The 16,000-nt window shown below is 60.5% G+C and carries 14 protein-coding genes; 7 read left to right on the top strand and 7 right to left on the bottom strand.

Going from position 1 to position 16,000, the window contains the following annotated elements; translation table 11 throughout:
• Positions 1-236: 236 nt before the first annotated feature.
• On the bottom strand, positions 237-3,809 hold the full coding sequence (locus ACIQ47_RS10865) for an indolepyruvate ferredoxin oxidoreductase family protein (RefSeq protein WP_396438140.1): 3,573 nt from the start codon (positions 3,807-3,809) through the stop codon (positions 237-239).
• A gap of 117 nt (positions 3,810-3,926) precedes the next feature.
• Between ACIQ47_RS10865 and ACIQ47_RS10870 the strand changes: the two genes are divergently transcribed.
• Positions 3,927-4,382 carry an Lrp/AsnC family transcriptional regulator gene (locus ACIQ47_RS10870; protein WP_296293364.1) on the top strand — a complete coding sequence of 152 codons (456 nt, stop codon included), beginning with the start codon at positions 3,927-3,929 and terminating at the stop codon, positions 4,380-4,382.
• Between the two features lie 146 nt (positions 4,383-4,528).
• On the opposite strand, the gene ACIQ47_RS10875 is transcribed toward ACIQ47_RS10870, so the two are convergent.
• From ACIQ47_RS10875 to ACIQ47_RS10890, 4 genes are all read right to left on the bottom strand, one after another.
• A complete protein-coding gene (locus ACIQ47_RS10875) occupies positions 4,529-4,696 on the bottom strand; it encodes a hypothetical protein (RefSeq protein ID WP_396438141.1) in 168 nt (55 codons plus the stop codon).
• A 10-nt stretch (positions 4,697-4,706) separates the two neighbouring features.
• Entirely contained in the window at positions 4,707-5,780 is a 1,074-nt protein-coding gene (locus ACIQ47_RS10880) for a YeeE/YedE thiosulfate transporter family protein (RefSeq protein ID WP_396438142.1), read from the bottom strand.
• 9 nt (positions 5,781-5,789) lie between these two features.
• Positions 5,790-6,740, bottom strand: coding sequence for a sulfurtransferase (locus ACIQ47_RS10885; protein WP_296293367.1), 951 nt, complete (start codon positions 6,738-6,740; stop codon positions 5,790-5,792).
• 126 nt (positions 6,741-6,866) lie between these two features.
• Positions 6,867-8,063 carry an MFS transporter gene (locus tag ACIQ47_RS10890; protein WP_396438143.1) on the bottom strand — a complete coding sequence of 399 codons (1,197 nt, stop codon included), beginning with the start codon at positions 8,061-8,063 and terminating at the stop codon, positions 6,867-6,869.
• A gap of 152 nt (positions 8,064-8,215) precedes the next feature.
• On the opposite strand from ACIQ47_RS10890, the gene ACIQ47_RS10895 reads away from it, so the two are divergent.
• From ACIQ47_RS10895 to ACIQ47_RS10905, 3 genes are read left to right on the top strand one after another with little or no spacing between them, the layout of a single operon-like run.
• Positions 8,216-9,538 (top strand): MmgE/PrpD family protein, encoded by a 1,323-nt coding sequence (locus ACIQ47_RS10895; RefSeq protein WP_396438144.1) that lies wholly within the window; start codon positions 8,216-8,218, stop codon positions 9,536-9,538.
• Positions 9,532-10,509 (top strand): Bug family tripartite tricarboxylate transporter substrate binding protein, encoded by a 978-nt coding sequence (locus tag ACIQ47_RS10900; RefSeq protein WP_396438145.1) that lies wholly within the window; start codon positions 9,532-9,534, stop codon positions 10,507-10,509. The genes ACIQ47_RS10895 and ACIQ47_RS10900 overlap by 7 nt, the downstream gene beginning before the upstream one ends.
• Before the next feature lie 3 nt (positions 10,510-10,512).
• Positions 10,513-11,283 (top strand): SDR family NAD(P)-dependent oxidoreductase, encoded by a 771-nt coding sequence (locus ACIQ47_RS10905; protein WP_396438146.1) that lies wholly within the window; start codon positions 10,513-10,515, stop codon positions 11,281-11,283.
• A gap of 11 nt (positions 11,284-11,294) precedes the next feature.
• On the opposite strand, the gene ACIQ47_RS10910 is transcribed toward ACIQ47_RS10905, so the two are convergent.
• Both ACIQ47_RS10910 and ACIQ47_RS10915 read right to left on the bottom strand, forming a co-directional pair.
• The gene (locus ACIQ47_RS10910) at positions 11,295-11,522 is read right to left on the bottom strand and encodes a hypothetical protein (RefSeq protein ID WP_396438147.1); all 228 of its coding nucleotides are present in this window, start codon (positions 11,520-11,522) and stop codon (positions 11,295-11,297) included.
• A 3-nt stretch (positions 11,523-11,525) separates the two neighbouring features.
• Positions 11,526-13,058, bottom strand: coding sequence for a YifB family Mg chelatase-like AAA ATPase (locus tag ACIQ47_RS10915; protein ID WP_396438148.1), 1,533 nt, complete (start codon positions 13,056-13,058; stop codon positions 11,526-11,528).
• A gap of 196 nt (positions 13,059-13,254) precedes the next feature.
• Between ACIQ47_RS10915 and ACIQ47_RS10920 the strand changes: the two genes are divergently transcribed.
• From ACIQ47_RS10920 to ACIQ47_RS10930, 3 genes are read left to right on the top strand one after another with little or no spacing between them, the layout of a single operon-like run.
• Positions 13,255-14,004 carry a TorF family putative porin gene (locus tag ACIQ47_RS10920; RefSeq protein ID WP_396438149.1) on the top strand — a complete coding sequence of 250 codons (750 nt, stop codon included), beginning with the start codon at positions 13,255-13,257 and terminating at the stop codon, positions 14,002-14,004.
• A gap of 28 nt (positions 14,005-14,032) precedes the next feature.
• Positions 14,033-14,371: a P-II family nitrogen regulator gene (gene glnK / locus ACIQ47_RS10925; protein ID WP_396438150.1), complete on the top strand. Its 339-nt coding sequence runs from the start codon at positions 14,033-14,035 to the stop codon at positions 14,369-14,371.
• A gap of 22 nt (positions 14,372-14,393) precedes the next feature.
• Positions 14,394-15,932, top strand: coding sequence for an ammonium transporter (locus ACIQ47_RS10930; protein ID WP_396438151.1), 1,539 nt, complete (start codon positions 14,394-14,396; stop codon positions 15,930-15,932).
• Positions 15,933-16,000: the final 68 nt, after the last annotated feature.

Genomic DNA, 16,000 nt, shown 5'->3' on the forward strand with positions numbered 1-16,000 from the left:
GGTCGGTTGAGATGGCGATATGCAAACCGATGATCAGCCCGATGACAGAAAAAAAGGGTCTGTGCGGGTTGAGGGGCTCTGGCACTGCTCAATCAAAATCGGTTGAGGCGGTCATTTGACAATGGCGGCATCGCAATCGCTGTAATGGATCTACTGTGACCGGCCAAGAGGGGCCATCAACGCTTTTGCCAGGACATTTCGTCTCGACGACCAGCGCCGAGTTTGGGCGATGAAACTCAAACGCTTCGGATCGGAACTCCCCGCAATTGCTGCAAACCATTGTCGTCCCGCGGACGCGGGTAACGCGTCGGATCGATCCGGTGAAGCAGCCAAGCTTGACGGCTTTGGGCGGCGCGCACGTTGCGGGCCTTCACATGGCCAAAGCCTCGCATGGACAGCGGCAGCGCCATGATGTCGCGCATCAACGCTTGATTTTTTGTGTTGACCAAGGGCAACAACTCTTGCACCAGTTGGATTTGGGCATCAATCAGATGACGTTCCATGCGCCGCTCGTGCGTGTAGCCAAACGGGTCCCATATCGTGCCGCGCAACACCTTTGCCTTGGCCAGAAGCCCCAACACTGGGCGCATCCAGGCACCCAAGGTGACTTTGCGTGGTGCTTTTCCATCTGATTCTTTAAACAGCGCGGGCGGTGACATGTGAAAGGCCAGCCGGTAATCGCCCTCAAACTGCGCATCGAGTTGCGCTTGGAAGGCCTTGTCACTGAACAACCTGGCAACTTCGTATTCATCCTTGTAGCTCATCAATTTGTGCAGGCTACGCGCCACCGTCATGCTCAAGGTGTCATCTGACAAGCCGGCTGCTTGTATGGCCCGATGAACATCATTCATCAAGCGTGTGTAGCGTTGAGCCCAGCCATCGTTCTGATAGGCCGCTAGATGGTGGCTGGCCTGTTCGATGTAGCTGTGCAGGTCTTCTTGTGTGGGATTTGCTGTCGCGGACACGCTCAATGCCATGGGATCTGCAGCGGCCAGTCGACCAACGGTGAAGGCCAGTAAGTTGGCTTCCACGGCGACGTTGTTCAAACGGATGGCCTGCTCCAGCGCCGCCAAGCTGACAGGCACTAGCCCACGCTGCCAGGCATAACCCATTGCCAAGATGTTGGCGGCCAGTGTGTCGCCCAGTACCTGCTCAGCCAGTGCCTGAGCATCAAAGGTTTCTACCTGCGCATTGCCTGCAGAAAAGCGTATTTTTTCTACCAACAAGTTGGTTTGCACTTGCGCATCCGGGTTGCGCACAGCATCGGCAACAGGTGTTTCATGCACATTCACCAGCACGCGTGTACGCCCATGGCGAATCGTTTGAAGTGCTTCAGGAGTAGCAGCCACCACCGCATCGCATGCCAGCAAGGCATCCGCTTGTTGGGTATCGATGCGCACTTGGTTGAGCAGTTCTCGTGTGGGAGCTATGCGTACAAAACTGAGCACAGAGCCACCTTTTTGGGCAAAGCCCATGAAGTCAAGCACGCTGGCGTGCTGCCCTTGCAGGTGCGCTGCCATGGCAATGACTGCGCCCACCGTCACCACGCCGGTGCCGCCCACGCCAGTGATCAGCAAGTCCCAGGGGCTATCGGTGCTGCGAGGATGGATGTCAGGCAAGCGTGCAGCGTGTGCCATGAACTGCTGTCGCGCCTGCGGTGATGCGCCCGTCTTGCGACGCAAACGACCACCGATCACGCTGACAAAACTCGGGCAAAAACCATTGGCACAAGAGTAATCCTTGTTGCAATGCGTCTGGTCGATCTTGCGCTTGCGACCCCATGGCGTCTCCTGCGGCAGCACAGCTACGCAATTGCTTTGCACACCGCAGTCACCACAGCCTTCACATACCCCTTCGTGGATCATCAGGCGACGCGCTGGATCGCTCAGCTCACCTTTCTTGCGGCGTCGACGTTTTTCGGCGGCGCAGGTCTGCTCATAAATCAGCACTGAAACACCCGTCAATTCGCGCAAATTGCGTTGTACCATGTCCAATTCTTCACGCGGATGAAATGTGGCGATTGACGGAAAACGGCTTTTGACGGCGTTAAATTTTGTGATGTCATCGCTCACGATCGCCACCGCCGCAACGCCTTCGCTCTCAACCTGGCGCGCAATGGCATCTACGCTGATGACACCATCGACGGGTTGCCCGCCTGTCATCGCCACCGCATCGTTGAACAAAATTTTGTATGTGATGCGGCACTTGGCCGCAACCGCTTGCCGAATGGCGAGGTAGCCCGAGTGGTAATACGTACCGTCGCCCAGATTCTGGAAGACATGCGGCGTGCGAGTAAAGCGCGAGTGCGAGACCCAGTCCACACCTTCGCCTCCCATCTGGATCAGGCCAGCGGTGTCGCGTTCCATCCAGTTGGCCATGAAGTGGCAGCCAATGCCTGCGCGCGCGGTGGAGCCTTCGGGCACTTTTGTTGATGTGTTGTGTGGGCAGCCAGCACAAAAGTATGGCAGCCGCTTGACCGCATCGCTGGCGTTACTCAGCATGTCTGCGGGCACGAAGTCGAGCACCTTCAGATGCGAAATATTCAGCGCCACTAACGTGTGCTGTTGTAACCAGTCAGCCACTTGCACGATCAGACGAGAGGGGCGCAATTCGCCCAACGCTGACAAGAGCGCCTGACCTTGTGCATCGCGTTTGCCCACGATGACAGGCCGCGAAGGCGCGTTGTAAAACAGATCGCGCAATTGTTGCTCGACGATGGGCGCTTTTTCTTCGATCACCAGAATCTCCCTAAGGCCTTGTGCAAAGGCATGCATACGGGTGGTTTCGATCGGGAAGGTCAAGCCTAACTTGATCACGCGTACACCAGCAGCAGCCAGTGAGGCTTCGCTCAGGCCCAATCGCCGGAACACTTCCATCAAATCATGGTGGGCCTTGCCCGCTGTGACAATACCAATGTGGGCCTGCGGGCTGACGATCACCTGGCGGTCAATGCTGTTCACTTGTGCGAAGGCGACCACCGCGCTCAGCTTGTCGTGTAGGCGCGATTCGAGACGCAAAGACGGCAAATCAGGCCAGCGGTAATGCAGGCCATCGGCAGGTGCAACATGTCCCGTCAGGTCTTGTACTTCTTGTGGTCGCTTCCAAAGACCCAGCTGCGCGTTGATGGCGTCCAGATCCACCGTTGTGCTGCTTTCCACCACTTCTGACAACGCGGTCAGGCCCACCCAGGCACCCGAATAACGTGATAAGGCAAAGCCATACAAGCCAAAGCTCACCAGCTCCGTGACATCAGCTGGCGAGACCACTGGCATGTGCCACGATTGAAACACCTGGTCGCTCTGATGCGGCATGGACGAGGACACGCAGCCATGGTCATCGCCCGCCACCACCAACACACCACCGTGCGGTGACGAGCCGTAGGCGTTGCCGTGTTTGAGAGCATCCCCTGCGCGGTCCACCCCCGGGCCTTTGCCGTACCACAGACCGAATACACCATCGACCGTGCGCTCTGGGTCGGATTCCACGCGCTGCGTCCCCAGCACCTGAGTGGCTCCCAGCTCTTCGTTGATGGCAGGCACAAACTCGATACCCGCATTCTTGAACTGTTCACCTTGTTTCCAGATGACCTGATCAACCATGCCCAGTGGCGAGCCCCTGTAGCCGCTGATGAAACCTCGGGTGTTCCATTGCTGGCTTTCGTCGTAACGGCGCTGCATCAGCACCAACCGCACCAGCGCCTGCGTGCCCGACAAAAAGACCACACCCTGCGACGCCCAGACGTTGTCCATGAGCTGGTAATCGCGCAAAACCGCAGGATTGGCGGCATGGGTCAGGGGGTTGTTGATCATGGGTGCCTCCGTATTTGTGGAGCAAGAATAGACCCTCTATTTGCGAATAAAAACCTTATTCAGACCGTTCCAGCATCCAAGTGAGAATGAAATTCTCAAAATCAATACAATTAAAGAATGAAAGACGTTTATAGCTTGAAAATCCTCGAATCCTTGCTACAGGATTCGCGTATGACCGTGCAGCAAATCTCAGAGCGGGTAGGTCTGTCCACCACGCCATGCTGGAAACGCATCAAGGAGATGGAGAGCCAAGGCGTCATCACCGGCTACACCGTTCAGGTGGACCGCAAAAAGGTAGGGCTGAATTTGATGGTGATGGCCGATATCAACCTATCCCAGCACACTGAAAAAACAGTGGCCGAATTTGAGGCGGCTGTGCAGGCTTCGCCTCACATCGTGCACTGTTATTCCACCACGGGCCAATCAGACTATGTGTTGACCATCATGGCGCAAGATATCGAGGCGTATGAACACTTCCTGATGAAAACTTTGTTTAAGCTGCCCGCAGTGGCGCATGTGCGTTCGAGCATCGTGTTGCGGGATATCAAACAGGTTTCAGTGCTGCCGCTTTGAACAAGTCATTGCTTTAGATTTCGGGTAATGGCCGTTTCCTGGCTGGTGCACGGCGGGTCGCTATTAACGCAAACAAGTTGACGTCTCGGGAAATATGACCGAGCCGCTTTGGGTCGCAAGCCGAAGTAGTGCCAACCGACCCACACTCACTTGGCCATCGAACAATGCCCGCCACTGCTGGCCTGGCCAGAACCCGCCGCGATCAGCGGGGGTTCGTTGCGCAGGTCCACCGGGGCCGAGACCATGAAGTCCCAGCTCAAAAAGGCGGCCAGGCCGAGCCAGAAAACCGCTTGTAATTGGTGCGTGGTGCTCATGCGGCCTCCTTCAAAATTGGTAATGGCGGCGCACGCGCACACCGATCAGCGTGCCTGCAAAAGCCAGGGGCACCCAGATCCAGCCGTGCAAGCTGCCGGTGGAAATGCCGCTGAGCATGGCGCCGATGTTGCAACCAAACGCCAGGCGCGAGCTGTAGCCCATGACGAAACCGGCAATCAGGCCAATCACCCATTGCTGGGTGGTCAAAGGCGTGCTGTTGGAGGCGGCTTTGGCCGAAACCCACAGCGCACCGCCCAAGATGCCGATGTTGGTGATGGTGGTCACGTCCATGAACACGGTTTGTGTCAGGCGTTGTGCGTTGCCCGTCTGACCCCAAAAGGCGTTGGCCGTGGGGTCAAAAGCGCCCAGCGCCACCGACACCTTGGCGGCCCACAGGCCAAAGCCGTACACCACACCCCAGGGCTGGCCCGCCAGCAGCAAGTTGAGTGTGGCCAGCACCGCCAGCGCCACGGCACCCCAAAGCCAGCGTTTGTCCAGCCAGGTTTGGCCCGCGCCCACCCACAGGCGCACCGCCACCAGCACGGCGGCCAGCAAAGCCAGCGTCAGGGCCAGCGCGCCGCCTGTGCCGTACGCGGCTGAAAAACTGACCGGGGCCATTTGGCCCAGCGACAGCCAGCTGTCCAGGTGCACCGATCCCAAAAAACTGCCCAGTGCAAACAGCGGCAAGATGCCCATGTTGAGGGGCACGCCCAAACCGGCTTTGTACAAAGTGCCCGAACCGCAGCCGTCGGCAATTTGCATGGTCAGCCCGAACACGAACGCACCCACCAGCAAGCTCACGCTGGGTGGCCCCAAAGCGGCTTGCAATTCAGAAAACTGCCCCAGCAGCGGCAGCGCCGCCAGGCTGGCCAGGGCCAGCAGCAGCACCTGCCCGGCAACGCCCTGGGGGTTGCGCTGCTCAATGAGTTGTCGCCAGCCGGTGGTGAAGCCAAAGCGCGCCCCCGCCAAAGCCGCGCCCATGCCCACGCCCACCAGCATCAGCACCGCCTGGCGGATGGACACGGACAGGGCTAAAAAGATGAAAAAAGCGGCCAGCAAGGCCGCTAAAGGAAGGCGTTTCATGATCCGAGTTTATTTGAAGGTTTTCTCAGCCCAGAACTTGGCGTCGATCAAGAGCTGCTTGGGGCGGCTGGGCACGTTGGCCATGGGCAGGCCGTTGGGGTCTTTCGACCATTCGACCATGGAGCCGGCGTAAAGCTTCACGTTTTTCTGGCCCAGCACTTCGGACATGGCAAACCAGTTGGTCGCCGCCCAGTGGCCGGTGTTGCAAAACGACACGGTCTCTTTGGCCGGATCGATGGGGCTGGACGCGGCCACTTTTTGGGCTTGGTCGGTGCTCACAAAGGTGGAGGTGCCGGGGGCAAACCATTTGTCGTGCTCGACGTTCACCGCGCCTTGCAAGGTGCCAGGCACGCTGGCCGCCACATGGCGGGTGTCGCCCTTGAAGAAGTCGGCCGGACGGGCGTCGATCAGGGCGGCATCGCCCGACTTCACGCGGGCCACCAGCTCTTCTTTGGTGGCCACCAAGCTTTTGTCGATTTGCGGCTGGAAGCTGCTGGCAGCGACTTGCACGGCCGTGTTGTTTTGCGGCAGGCCCGCCGTGGTCCAAGCCCGAACGCCGCCGTTGAGCACCGACAGCTCTTTGAGGCCCAGCACTTTGAGGGTCCAGTAGACGCGAGCAGAAGCGCCGAAGTCGGTGGCGTCTGCACCGCTGGACACCACCACCGCGTGGGTGCTGGGCGTGAGGCCCAGGCTTTGCACCAAGGTGGTCAACTTGGGCAGGCCAGGCAACTCGCCGGGGTTATTGGCCGGGCCGCGCCAGGTGCCATAGGGCGCATTCACCGCGCCAGGGATGTGGTTGGCGGCATACGATTTGGGGTCGCGGATATCGATCACGCGCACGTTGGCGTCGGACAACTTGGCTTGCAACTCGGCAGGGCTGAGCAGGGGCTGAGCTGCCAGGGCGTTGGCGCTGAAGCTGGCGGCCGACAAGGCCAGGACCAAAGCACAGAAGTGTTTCATGGGGTCGTTTCCTGAAAGAGAAGAGCAGAAGATGGCGCGATTGTGGTCAGCCTCCTCAGACATGGGAACGATTTTTTAGTTAGGTTTATATGCCGAAATGGATATAACGCCGCGTCGATGCAGGTTTCAGTGACGCGCCGTGCGGGCAAAACTTTGCGCTGCCCACAACGCGGCCGTGCCCAGCAAACTGGCCAGCAACAGCCACCACAGCGCCAGGGTGTAGCCGTGCTCTGGCGACCAAAGCAGGCCCAGCGTCAAGGGCGCAGCAGCGCGGGCCAGCGCAATCGGCACACCCAGTAAACCATTGAGCTGCCCGACATGTTGGCGGCTGACGTACTGCGCCATGGCCGTGCCCTTGACGATGGTGTTCATGCCATTGCCCAGGCCGTACAGCAGCACAAACACCAGCGAGGCGAGTGGGCTGAGCCCGCCAATCAGCAAAGCCAGCACGCCCGCCGGGACCAAAGTGGGAATCCAGCGGTTGGCGGCGTGAACGTCCCAATAACGCTCAAACACAAACAGCACCAAGCGCCCCAGCACTTGAATCACCCCGATGGCCGCCGGGATGGCAATCACCCAGGTGGGGGACAAGCCCGACTCTTGCAGCAAGGCGATCATGTGCGCGGGCAGTGCCGCAGTGACCGACATGGTGAGCACCATGAACAGCGCCAACAGCCAAAATGGCGCGTGGCGCAGGTGTTCGCGCACCGAGGCGGGTTGCACCGCGTCATGCGCAGCGGACTCGAGCGCCTTGAGCGGCGCGCCTTGCAGCAACCAGGCATGCAGTGGCGCGCAAACCAAGAACTGCAGCGCCGCCAGCGCCCACAGGGCTTGGCGCCAACCCCACAAATCCATCCACCAGGCAAACAACGGAATGAACACCGTGCTGGCCAGCCCGCCCAAGAAGGTGAGTGTGATGATGGCGCGCCGAAAGTCCTGCGGAAAGCGGCGTGTGACCAACGCAAACACGGGTGTGTAAAGCGTGGCCGCCATGCCCAGGCCCAGCCAGATCCAGGCGGCATAAAACCCCGCCACCGTGGTGACGAAACTGTGCCCCACCAGGCCCACGCCAATCCACAAGGAACCCAGCGTCATGACCCAACGCTCGCGCCCCGCATCGATCCAGCGCCCCACCCCATAGGCCATCAAACCTTCGGCCAGCAGTGCCAGGCTGAAAGCCAGCGAGGATTCGGCCCGGCTCATGCCCAGCTCGGCTTCCAGGGGCGTCATCAACAGTGAGAAGGTGTAAAAAACACTGCCCCAGGTGATGAGCTGGGGCAACGACAACCAGAAGCTGAAGGGCCCCAAATCTAAAGTTCTCATCGAATGGCGAGGTGAATACCGCATGGTCTCATTATCGTGCCCCAGCCACAGACTGGGTCAACGCCTGAGTTGCTTCGGGTCAGAAAAGCTGTCGCGTCGGTGCGGTATTCGGGTGGTATCCCGCATTAAAGTGAAAGCAAAGTGGACAAGATATGGATGCTCAATTGCTCTCGGTTCTGCAGCGTTTGCACGCGGTCGATCTGGACGCACCCCCGGCGTTGCACACCCACGCCCGTTGGCTGGTGCTCGACACCCTGGGCTGCATCACGGCGGGGTTGCGCGCGGGGCCGGTGGCGGAATTGGCGCGGCGCGCGGCGGCGGCAGATCCGGGCAACTTTCGCCTGATGCCCGATGGCCCGGGTCTGTCTGCAGCAAACGCTGCATTGGTGCTGGCCATGGCCGCTTGCTGGGACGAAGCTTGCGAGGGCCATGCCGGTGCCCATGGCCGTCCGGGTGTGGCGGCTTTGGCGGCGCTGTTGCCCATGGCGTCCCGATTGACTTACGGGCAATTTCTCAAATCATTTGTGGTGGGTTATGAAATCGGTGCCCGCATGGGGGCCAGCTTGCGCATCAACCCGGGCATGCATGTGGACGGCAACTGGCCAGCCTTGGGCGCAGCCGCTGCGGTGGCCCATGCGCTGGGCCTGATGCCCGACCAAATCGTGCAGGCCGTGAACATGGCCGCTTGCCAGTTGCCCATGAGTTTGTATTGGCCGGTGCGCTCGGGCGACACCGCTCGTAACACCTATCTGGGCCATGCGGCGCAACTGGGGCAAAGTGCCGCGCTGGCGGTGGCCAGCGGCATCACCGCGCCTGCCGGCTCGGTAGCGGAATACGCACGCGTTGGTTTGGGTAAATCGCCTGTGGCTTTTGACGATGGGCCAGACTTTCATTTGCTGAAGGCCTATTTCAAGCCCTATGCGGCGGTGCGCCATGTGCATTACGGTGCATTGGCGGCCGATGCGTTGCGCGCCGCGATCGATCTGGACAGGGTGGACACCGTGGTGCTGCAGATTTATGAGGAAGCCACCATTTACTGTGGCAACCGGGCGCCCCAAACGCCTTTGCAGGCGCAGTTTTCACTCAGCTTTGGTCTGGCCGCCATGTTGCGCTGGGGGCGACTGGACCCTTGGATTTACCGCGAACCGCAGTTTCAAGACCCTGCTCTGCGTGCGCTGGAGGCCAAGGTGCAGGTGCAAGTAGATGCGCCCTGGACGCAGCAGGGCCTGCGCGGCGCTCGGTTGTTGATCACCTGCCAAGACGGCAGTCGGCACGAACACGAAGTGACGGCCGTGCCCGGGGATGCGCAAATGCCTTTCGCCGAAGAGGCGTTGACGGACAAATTTATGAGTTACTGTGAGGGCAGCTTGCCTGCCGCGAAAGCCGCTGAATGGGCCGCGCAGCTGCTGCACGCCCCGTTGGACGCCCACCCTTTTCCGTTTTGGAATTCACCTCAGGAGAAAACCCCATGTTGAAGAAAACCCTTGTCATGACCGCCGTGCTGGCCACGGCCTGGCTGGCCGCACCCTTGGCAGCGCAGACCACCGACTTTCCGAACAAGCCGGTGCGCATCGTGGTGCCTTTCCCGCCCGGCGGCGCGACCGACATCACGGCCCGTGTGGTGGCCGAAAAACTCAGCACCAAGTGGGGGCAGCCCGTGGTCATTGACAACAAGGCGGGTGCGGGTGGTAACGTGGGCTCGGACCTGGTGGCCAAATCGGCACCGGATGGCTACAACATCGTGTTGGGCGTGACCGGATCGCATTCGATCAACATCTCCTTGTACAAGAAGATGCCCTACCACCCGCTGAACGATTTCGAGCCCTTGACGCAGGCCACGATTTACCCGAACGCGATTGTGGTCAACCCGCAGGTGCCCGCCAACACCCTGCCCGAGCTGATCGCCTTGCTCAAGAAAGAACCCGGAAAATTTTCATACGGCTCGGACGGCAATGGCACGGCCTCGCACCTGGGCATGGAAATCCTGAAAGCCAGGGCCAATGTGCAACTGACCCACATCCCTTACAAGGGCAGCACGCCCATGATCACCGACTTGCTGGGCGGCACTTTGATGGTGGGCGTCACGGGTTTACCAGCGGTGCAGCAGCATTTGAAGGCGGGCAAGCTCAAGATGATCGCCATCACCACGCCGCAGCGGGCGCCTGGAGCGCCTGACTACAAAACGGTGGCAGAGCAAGGTTTTGCCAATTTCAACGCCGCGCCCTGGGCCGGTTTCTTTGCGCCCAAGGGCACACCCAAACCGGTGGTGGACAAGCTGGCGCTGGACTTGGCCGACGCGCTCAAGCAAGCCGATGTGGCGCAGAAGATGAACGACTTGGGCAGCACCGTGGTGGGCAACAAGCCAGATGAATTTCGCCAGTTTGTGATGCGCCAGATCGAGATGTGGGCCGAGGGGGTGAAGATCTCGGGCGCCACGGTGGACTGAGCCATGGCGGCTTTGGGCAACTTTGCGCCAAGTGGCGATTACGCGTTCCCGTACCGCGATTTGGTGGGTGCCCGCGTGCTGGTGACAGGCGGGCGCGGCACCCTGGGCGCGGCCATTTGCCGAGGCTTTGCGTCTTTGGGGGCGCAAGTCTGGAGTGTGGACCTGTCGCCCGCTGAAAGCGGCGAGCAGCACCCACAAATTGCGCACCGTGTGGCCGATGTGCGCGATCGGGCTTCGCTGCAAGCGGTGCAGGCCGAGGTGGCGCTCACCGAAGTCCTGGATGTGCTGGTCAATGCGCATGGCTTGCAAATCCGCTCGGACTTTGCCGGTTGTGACGAAGAGACCTGGATGACGTTGACCGATGTGAACCTGAACGGTGTTTACCGCAGCTGCCAGGTGTTTGGCGAGCCGATGCGCGCACGCGGCGGTGCGATTGTGAACATTGGCAGTGTCAACGGGGTGGTGGTCTCGGGCAAGGGCACGCCCTATGGCATTCAAAAAGCGGCCGTTTCGCACATGACCAAGGTGATGGCCGTCGAGTGGGCACCGTGGGTGCGGGTGAATGCGCTGGCCCCCACCGCCATTCCCTCGGGCATGACGAAGGATTTGTTTGCCAACCCGGATTACGTGCGCACCAAGACACAAAGCATCCCGCTCAAGCGCACCGGCACCGAAGAAGACATCGTGCACGCGGTCATGTTTTTGGCTTCGTCGGCTTCGGGCCTGGTCACCGGGCACACCTTGATGATGGACGGCGGCTTGTCTTTGGTGTGATGGGCCAGCCCTCAGCGCGAAGGCACGACCAACTGCCTGCCTTCAGGGCAGTAGGCGGTGTAGGGGTAGAACTGTCTGGCCGAAGCGCAAAAATAACTGGCGTTGACCGGTGCAGACGGGGGTGCTGCGTAGCCGATGGGCGGTGAAACGTAGCCGACGGGGGGCGCGACAGGTTCGGGTGGGCTGGCTGCGCAGCGCAGCAGGACGCTGAAGTTGTAAGCGCTTGTGAAGGTCCGCAAGGCTCACTGTTCTTTGAGCACCCGCCGGTACTGCACCGCCTCGGCCACATGCACAGCGGCAATCGTGTCGCTGCCCGCCAGGTCCGCGATGGTGCGGGCGACTTTGAGGCTGCGGTGCACGCTGCGGCCGCTCCAGCCGAGTTTGACGGCGGCTTTTTGCAGCAAGGCGGTGGCGCTGTCGTCCAGGCGTGATTGGGTGTCAATGGCCTGACCTTGCAGGTCGGCGTTGGCGCAGCCTTGGCGGGCCAGGGCGCGTTCGCGGGCGGCCAGGCTGCGCGCCGCAATCGTTGCGGTGCTTTCGCCGGGTGGGGCATTCAGCAAATCGGGTGCGGGCAGGCTGGGCACTTCGATGTGCAGGTCGATGCGGTCCAGCAGCGGGCCACTCAGCTTGCCTTGGTAGCGGCTGACCTGGTCGGGCGAGCAGCGGCAAGCCCGCGTGGCGCTGCCCAGATAACCGCAGGGGCAGGGGTTCATGGCGGCGATCAACTGAAAGCGCGCCGGAAATTCGGCACGCCGTGCGGCGCGGGCGATGGTGATGGTGCCCGTCTCCAGCGGTTCGCGCAGGGCTTCGAGCGCCGCACGCGGAAATTCGGGCAGCTCGTCCAGAAACAGCACGCCGTGGTGCGCCAATGAGATTTCGCCTGGGCGCGGGGGCGAGCCACCCCCCACCAAGGCCACCGCGCTGGCCGAGTGGTGGGGCTGGCCCGTGGGGCGTTGTGCCCAACGCGCCAGGTCAAAACGCCCCGCCAGGCTGGCGATGGCCGCCGATTCCAAGGCGTCTTCGATGGCCATGGGCGGCAGCAAACCCGCAAAGCGCTGGGCCAGCATGGACTTGCCCGAACCCGGCGGGCCGACCATGAGCAGCGAATGGCCTCCGGCAGCGGCGATCTCCAGCACCCGCTTCACCCCCGCCTGGCCTTTCACATCGGCCAGATCGGCATAGAGTGGCGGGGCACTGGGCGTGGTGGGGGAGAAGCGCGCCCAGCCGTCGCTGGGCTCGGGTGGGGGCTCATTGGAGGGTGGTAAAAACTGTTGCACCACATCGAGCAGGTGGCGTGCCCTGAACACTTCGGCATCGGGCACCAGGGCCGCTTCTTCGGCGCTGCCCGGGGGCAGCACCAACCGCGTGCGCACTTGCTGTTGGCGCAGCACCAGGCTCATGGCCAGTGCGCCGCGCACCGGACGCAGCTCACCCGACAGCGACAACTCCCCAGCAAACTCGTAGCCCGCCAGTTTGCTCGCGTCAATCTGTCCACTGGCCGCCAAGATGCCCAGTGCGATGGGCAAATCCAAACGCCCGGAGTCTTTGGGCAAGTCGGCAGGAGCCAGGTTGACGGTGATGCGCTGGTTGTGCGGAAAGTCCAGCCCGCTGTTTTGCAGAGCCGAGCGCACCCTTTCGCGGGCTTCTTTGACCTCGACATCCGCCAGGCCCACCAGCGTGAAGCTGGGCAGACCATTGGCCAAGTGCACCTCAACGGTGACGGCCGGCGCCTGCAAGCCGACCAAAGCGCGGCTGTGCACCAAACTGAGACTCATATCCCCTCCCTGCCCCATGCTGGTGCATGGTGTGTTCGTGCACACAGACGTGATGCGTGCGATTTGTTTGAGTGCCATTCAACCACGCACAGAGCGAGAAAGCACTGGTGAATGCCCTTGTAGAAAGCGATGGAAGAGGGTTGGCACGCTCCCTGCATAAGGGATTTGTCTTTAGTTCAATTTATTGGAGTCCCTCATGAAAAAAATCCTCGTTCCTTCAATCATCGCTTTGGCTTTGGGTTCCGTGAGTGGTTTGGCTCAAGCCCAGGCGGCAGCGCCCGAAAGCAGTCTGTCTTTCAACGTAGGCGCCGTCAGCGACTACCGCTACCGTGGCATCTCCCAGTCGCGTTTACAGCCAGCGCTGCAAGGTGGTGTGGATTACGCAGACAAGAGCGGTTTTTATGTGGGTGCTTGGGGTTCTGCGATCAAGTTCATCAAAGATTCCGGAGCGGCTAAAGGCAACGTCGAACTGGACTTGTATGGTGGTTACAAAGGTGCTGTGGGAGCTGTTGCGTATGACGTCGGTTTCTTGCGCTATGAATACCTGGGCAACAAGCTTGGAGAAGTCACTGGGTTTGCAAACGCCAATACCAGTGAGGTTTATGGTGCTGCCACTTTCGGCTTGGTCACGGCCAAGTACTCTCACTCACTCACCAACGTCTTTGGTACCCCAAACAGCAAAAACAGCTACTACCTCGACCTGAGTGCTGCATTTGACCTGGGCAATGGTTTTACTTTGGTGCCGCATGTGGGCCATCAAATGGTCAAGAACAATGACGCCGGCACATACACCGACTACGCCCTGACGCTGACCAAAGATTTGGGTAATGGCTTGACGGCCAGCGCTGCTCTGGTGGGAACTGATGCAGACAAGGTGTTCTACACCCTTAAAAACAAATTCAACGGCAAGTCCGGCGTGACAGGCGGCCTGAAATACGCCTTCTGATCCCCGCATAAACATACAAGGAGCCATCATGAAACTGGTGACCGCCATCATCAAACCCTTCAAGCTGGACGAAGTGCGTGAAGCACTGTCGGGCATCGGCGTGCAGGGCATCACTGTGACCGAAGTCAAAGGCTTTGGTCGTCAAAAAGGCCACACCGAGCTGTACCGTGGCGCTGAATACGTCGTCGACTTTTTGCCCAAGGTGAAGATCGAAGCGGCCGTGTCTGACGAGCTGGTCGAGCGCGTCATCGAAGCCATCGAAGCCGGTGCCCGCACCGGCAAGATCGGCGACGGCAAGATTTTTGTGTACGACCTCGAACAGGTGATTCGCATCCGTACCGGTGAAACCGGTGGCGAAGCCCTTTGATGGACAAGAAAGAGAGTCGAAAATGAAAAAGTTTCTCGCTACCCTGGCCTTGGGCCTGAGTCTGGGTCTCGGTGTGTTCGGCACGGCATCCGTTGCCACCGCACAAACCGCTGCCCCTGCTGCCGTGACGGCCCCTGCCGCAGAAGCCAAACCGGCCGATGCAGCTCCGGCACCTGCAGCGCCTGCTGCTGCAGCTCCCGTTGCGGCCGAAGCCGCCCCTGCGCCTGTGCCCAATAAGGGCGACACCGCCTGGATGATGGTGGCCACCATTTTGGTGATCATGATGGTCATTCCTGGTCTGGCCCTGTTCTACGGCGGCTTGGTGCGCAGCAAAAACATGCTGTCGGTGCTGATGCAAGTGGTGGTCACCTTCTCGATGATCACCGTGTTGTGGTTCATTTATGGTTACAGCCTGGCGTTCACCGAGGGCAATGCCTTCATCGGCGGTTTTGACCGCCTGTTCATGAAAGGCATTTGGGACAACGCAGCAGGCACCTTTGCCAACGCAGCCACCTTCAGCAAAGGGGTGGTCATTCCTGAAATCTCGTTCGCCGCTTTCCAGGCCACGTTCGCAGGCATCACTTGCGCGCTGATCGTGGGTGCATTCGCTGAGCGCATCAAGTTCTCTGCCGTGCTGGCCTTCATGGTGCTGTGGTTCACCTTCAGCTACCTGCCCATTGCACACATGGTCTGGTTCTGGATGGGCCCTGACGCTTACACCGCCAAAGAAGTGGCCGATGAGATGACCAGCAAAGCCGGTTTGATCTGGCAGTGGGGTGCGCTGGACTTCGCAGGCGGCACCGTGGTGCACATCAACGCCGCTGTGGCCGGTTTGGTCGGTGCCTTCATGATCGGCAAGCGCGTGGGTTATGGCCGTGAAGCCATGGCCCCCCACAGCCTGACCTTGACCATGGTGGGCGCGTCCTTGCTGTGGGTGGGTTGGTTCGGCTTCAACGCGGGCTCGGCTCTCGAAGCCAACGGTTTCGCAGCGCTGGCCTTCATCAACACCTTGGTCGCCACAGCCGGTGCTGTGCTGGCCTGGTGTGTGGGTGAAGCCATGATGCGCGGCAAAGCCTCCATGCTGGGTGCGGCCTCGGGTGCTGTGGCCGGTTTGGTGGCCATCACGCCAGCCGCAGGCAACGTCGGCATCGGCGGTGGTTTGGTGATCGGCATCGTTGCGGGCTTTGCTTGCCTGTGGGGCGTGAACGGTCTGAAAAAGATGCTCGGCGCAGACGACTCGCTGGACGTGTTCGGTGTGCACGGTGTGGGCGGTATCGTCGGCGCCTTGTTGACCGGCGTGTTCAACTCGCCCGCTTTGGGTGGCCCCAGCGCCGTGGGCGACTGGGTCACGGTGGCCATGATCGCGCCCGACGCTTACTCCATCGCTGGGCAAGTGTGGACACAGGCCAAGGCCGTGCTGCTGACCATCGTCTGGTCGGGTGTGGTCTCGGTGGTCGCCTTCAAGATTGTTGACCTGACCATTGGTCTGCGTGTCACCGAAGAAGAAGAGCGCGAAGGTCTGGACATTGCATCGCACGGCGAGTCGGCCTACCACGGCTAAAAGCCAGCCAAGACAAGTTTCATTGCAAGCGGTGGCGCAAGCTACCCTTTCATCAGCCCGCAGCGCTC

It is taken from the genome of Limnohabitans sp. (assembly GCF_044373035.1).
GTDB lineage: Bacteria > Pseudomonadota > Gammaproteobacteria > Burkholderiales > Burkholderiaceae_C > Limnohabitans_A.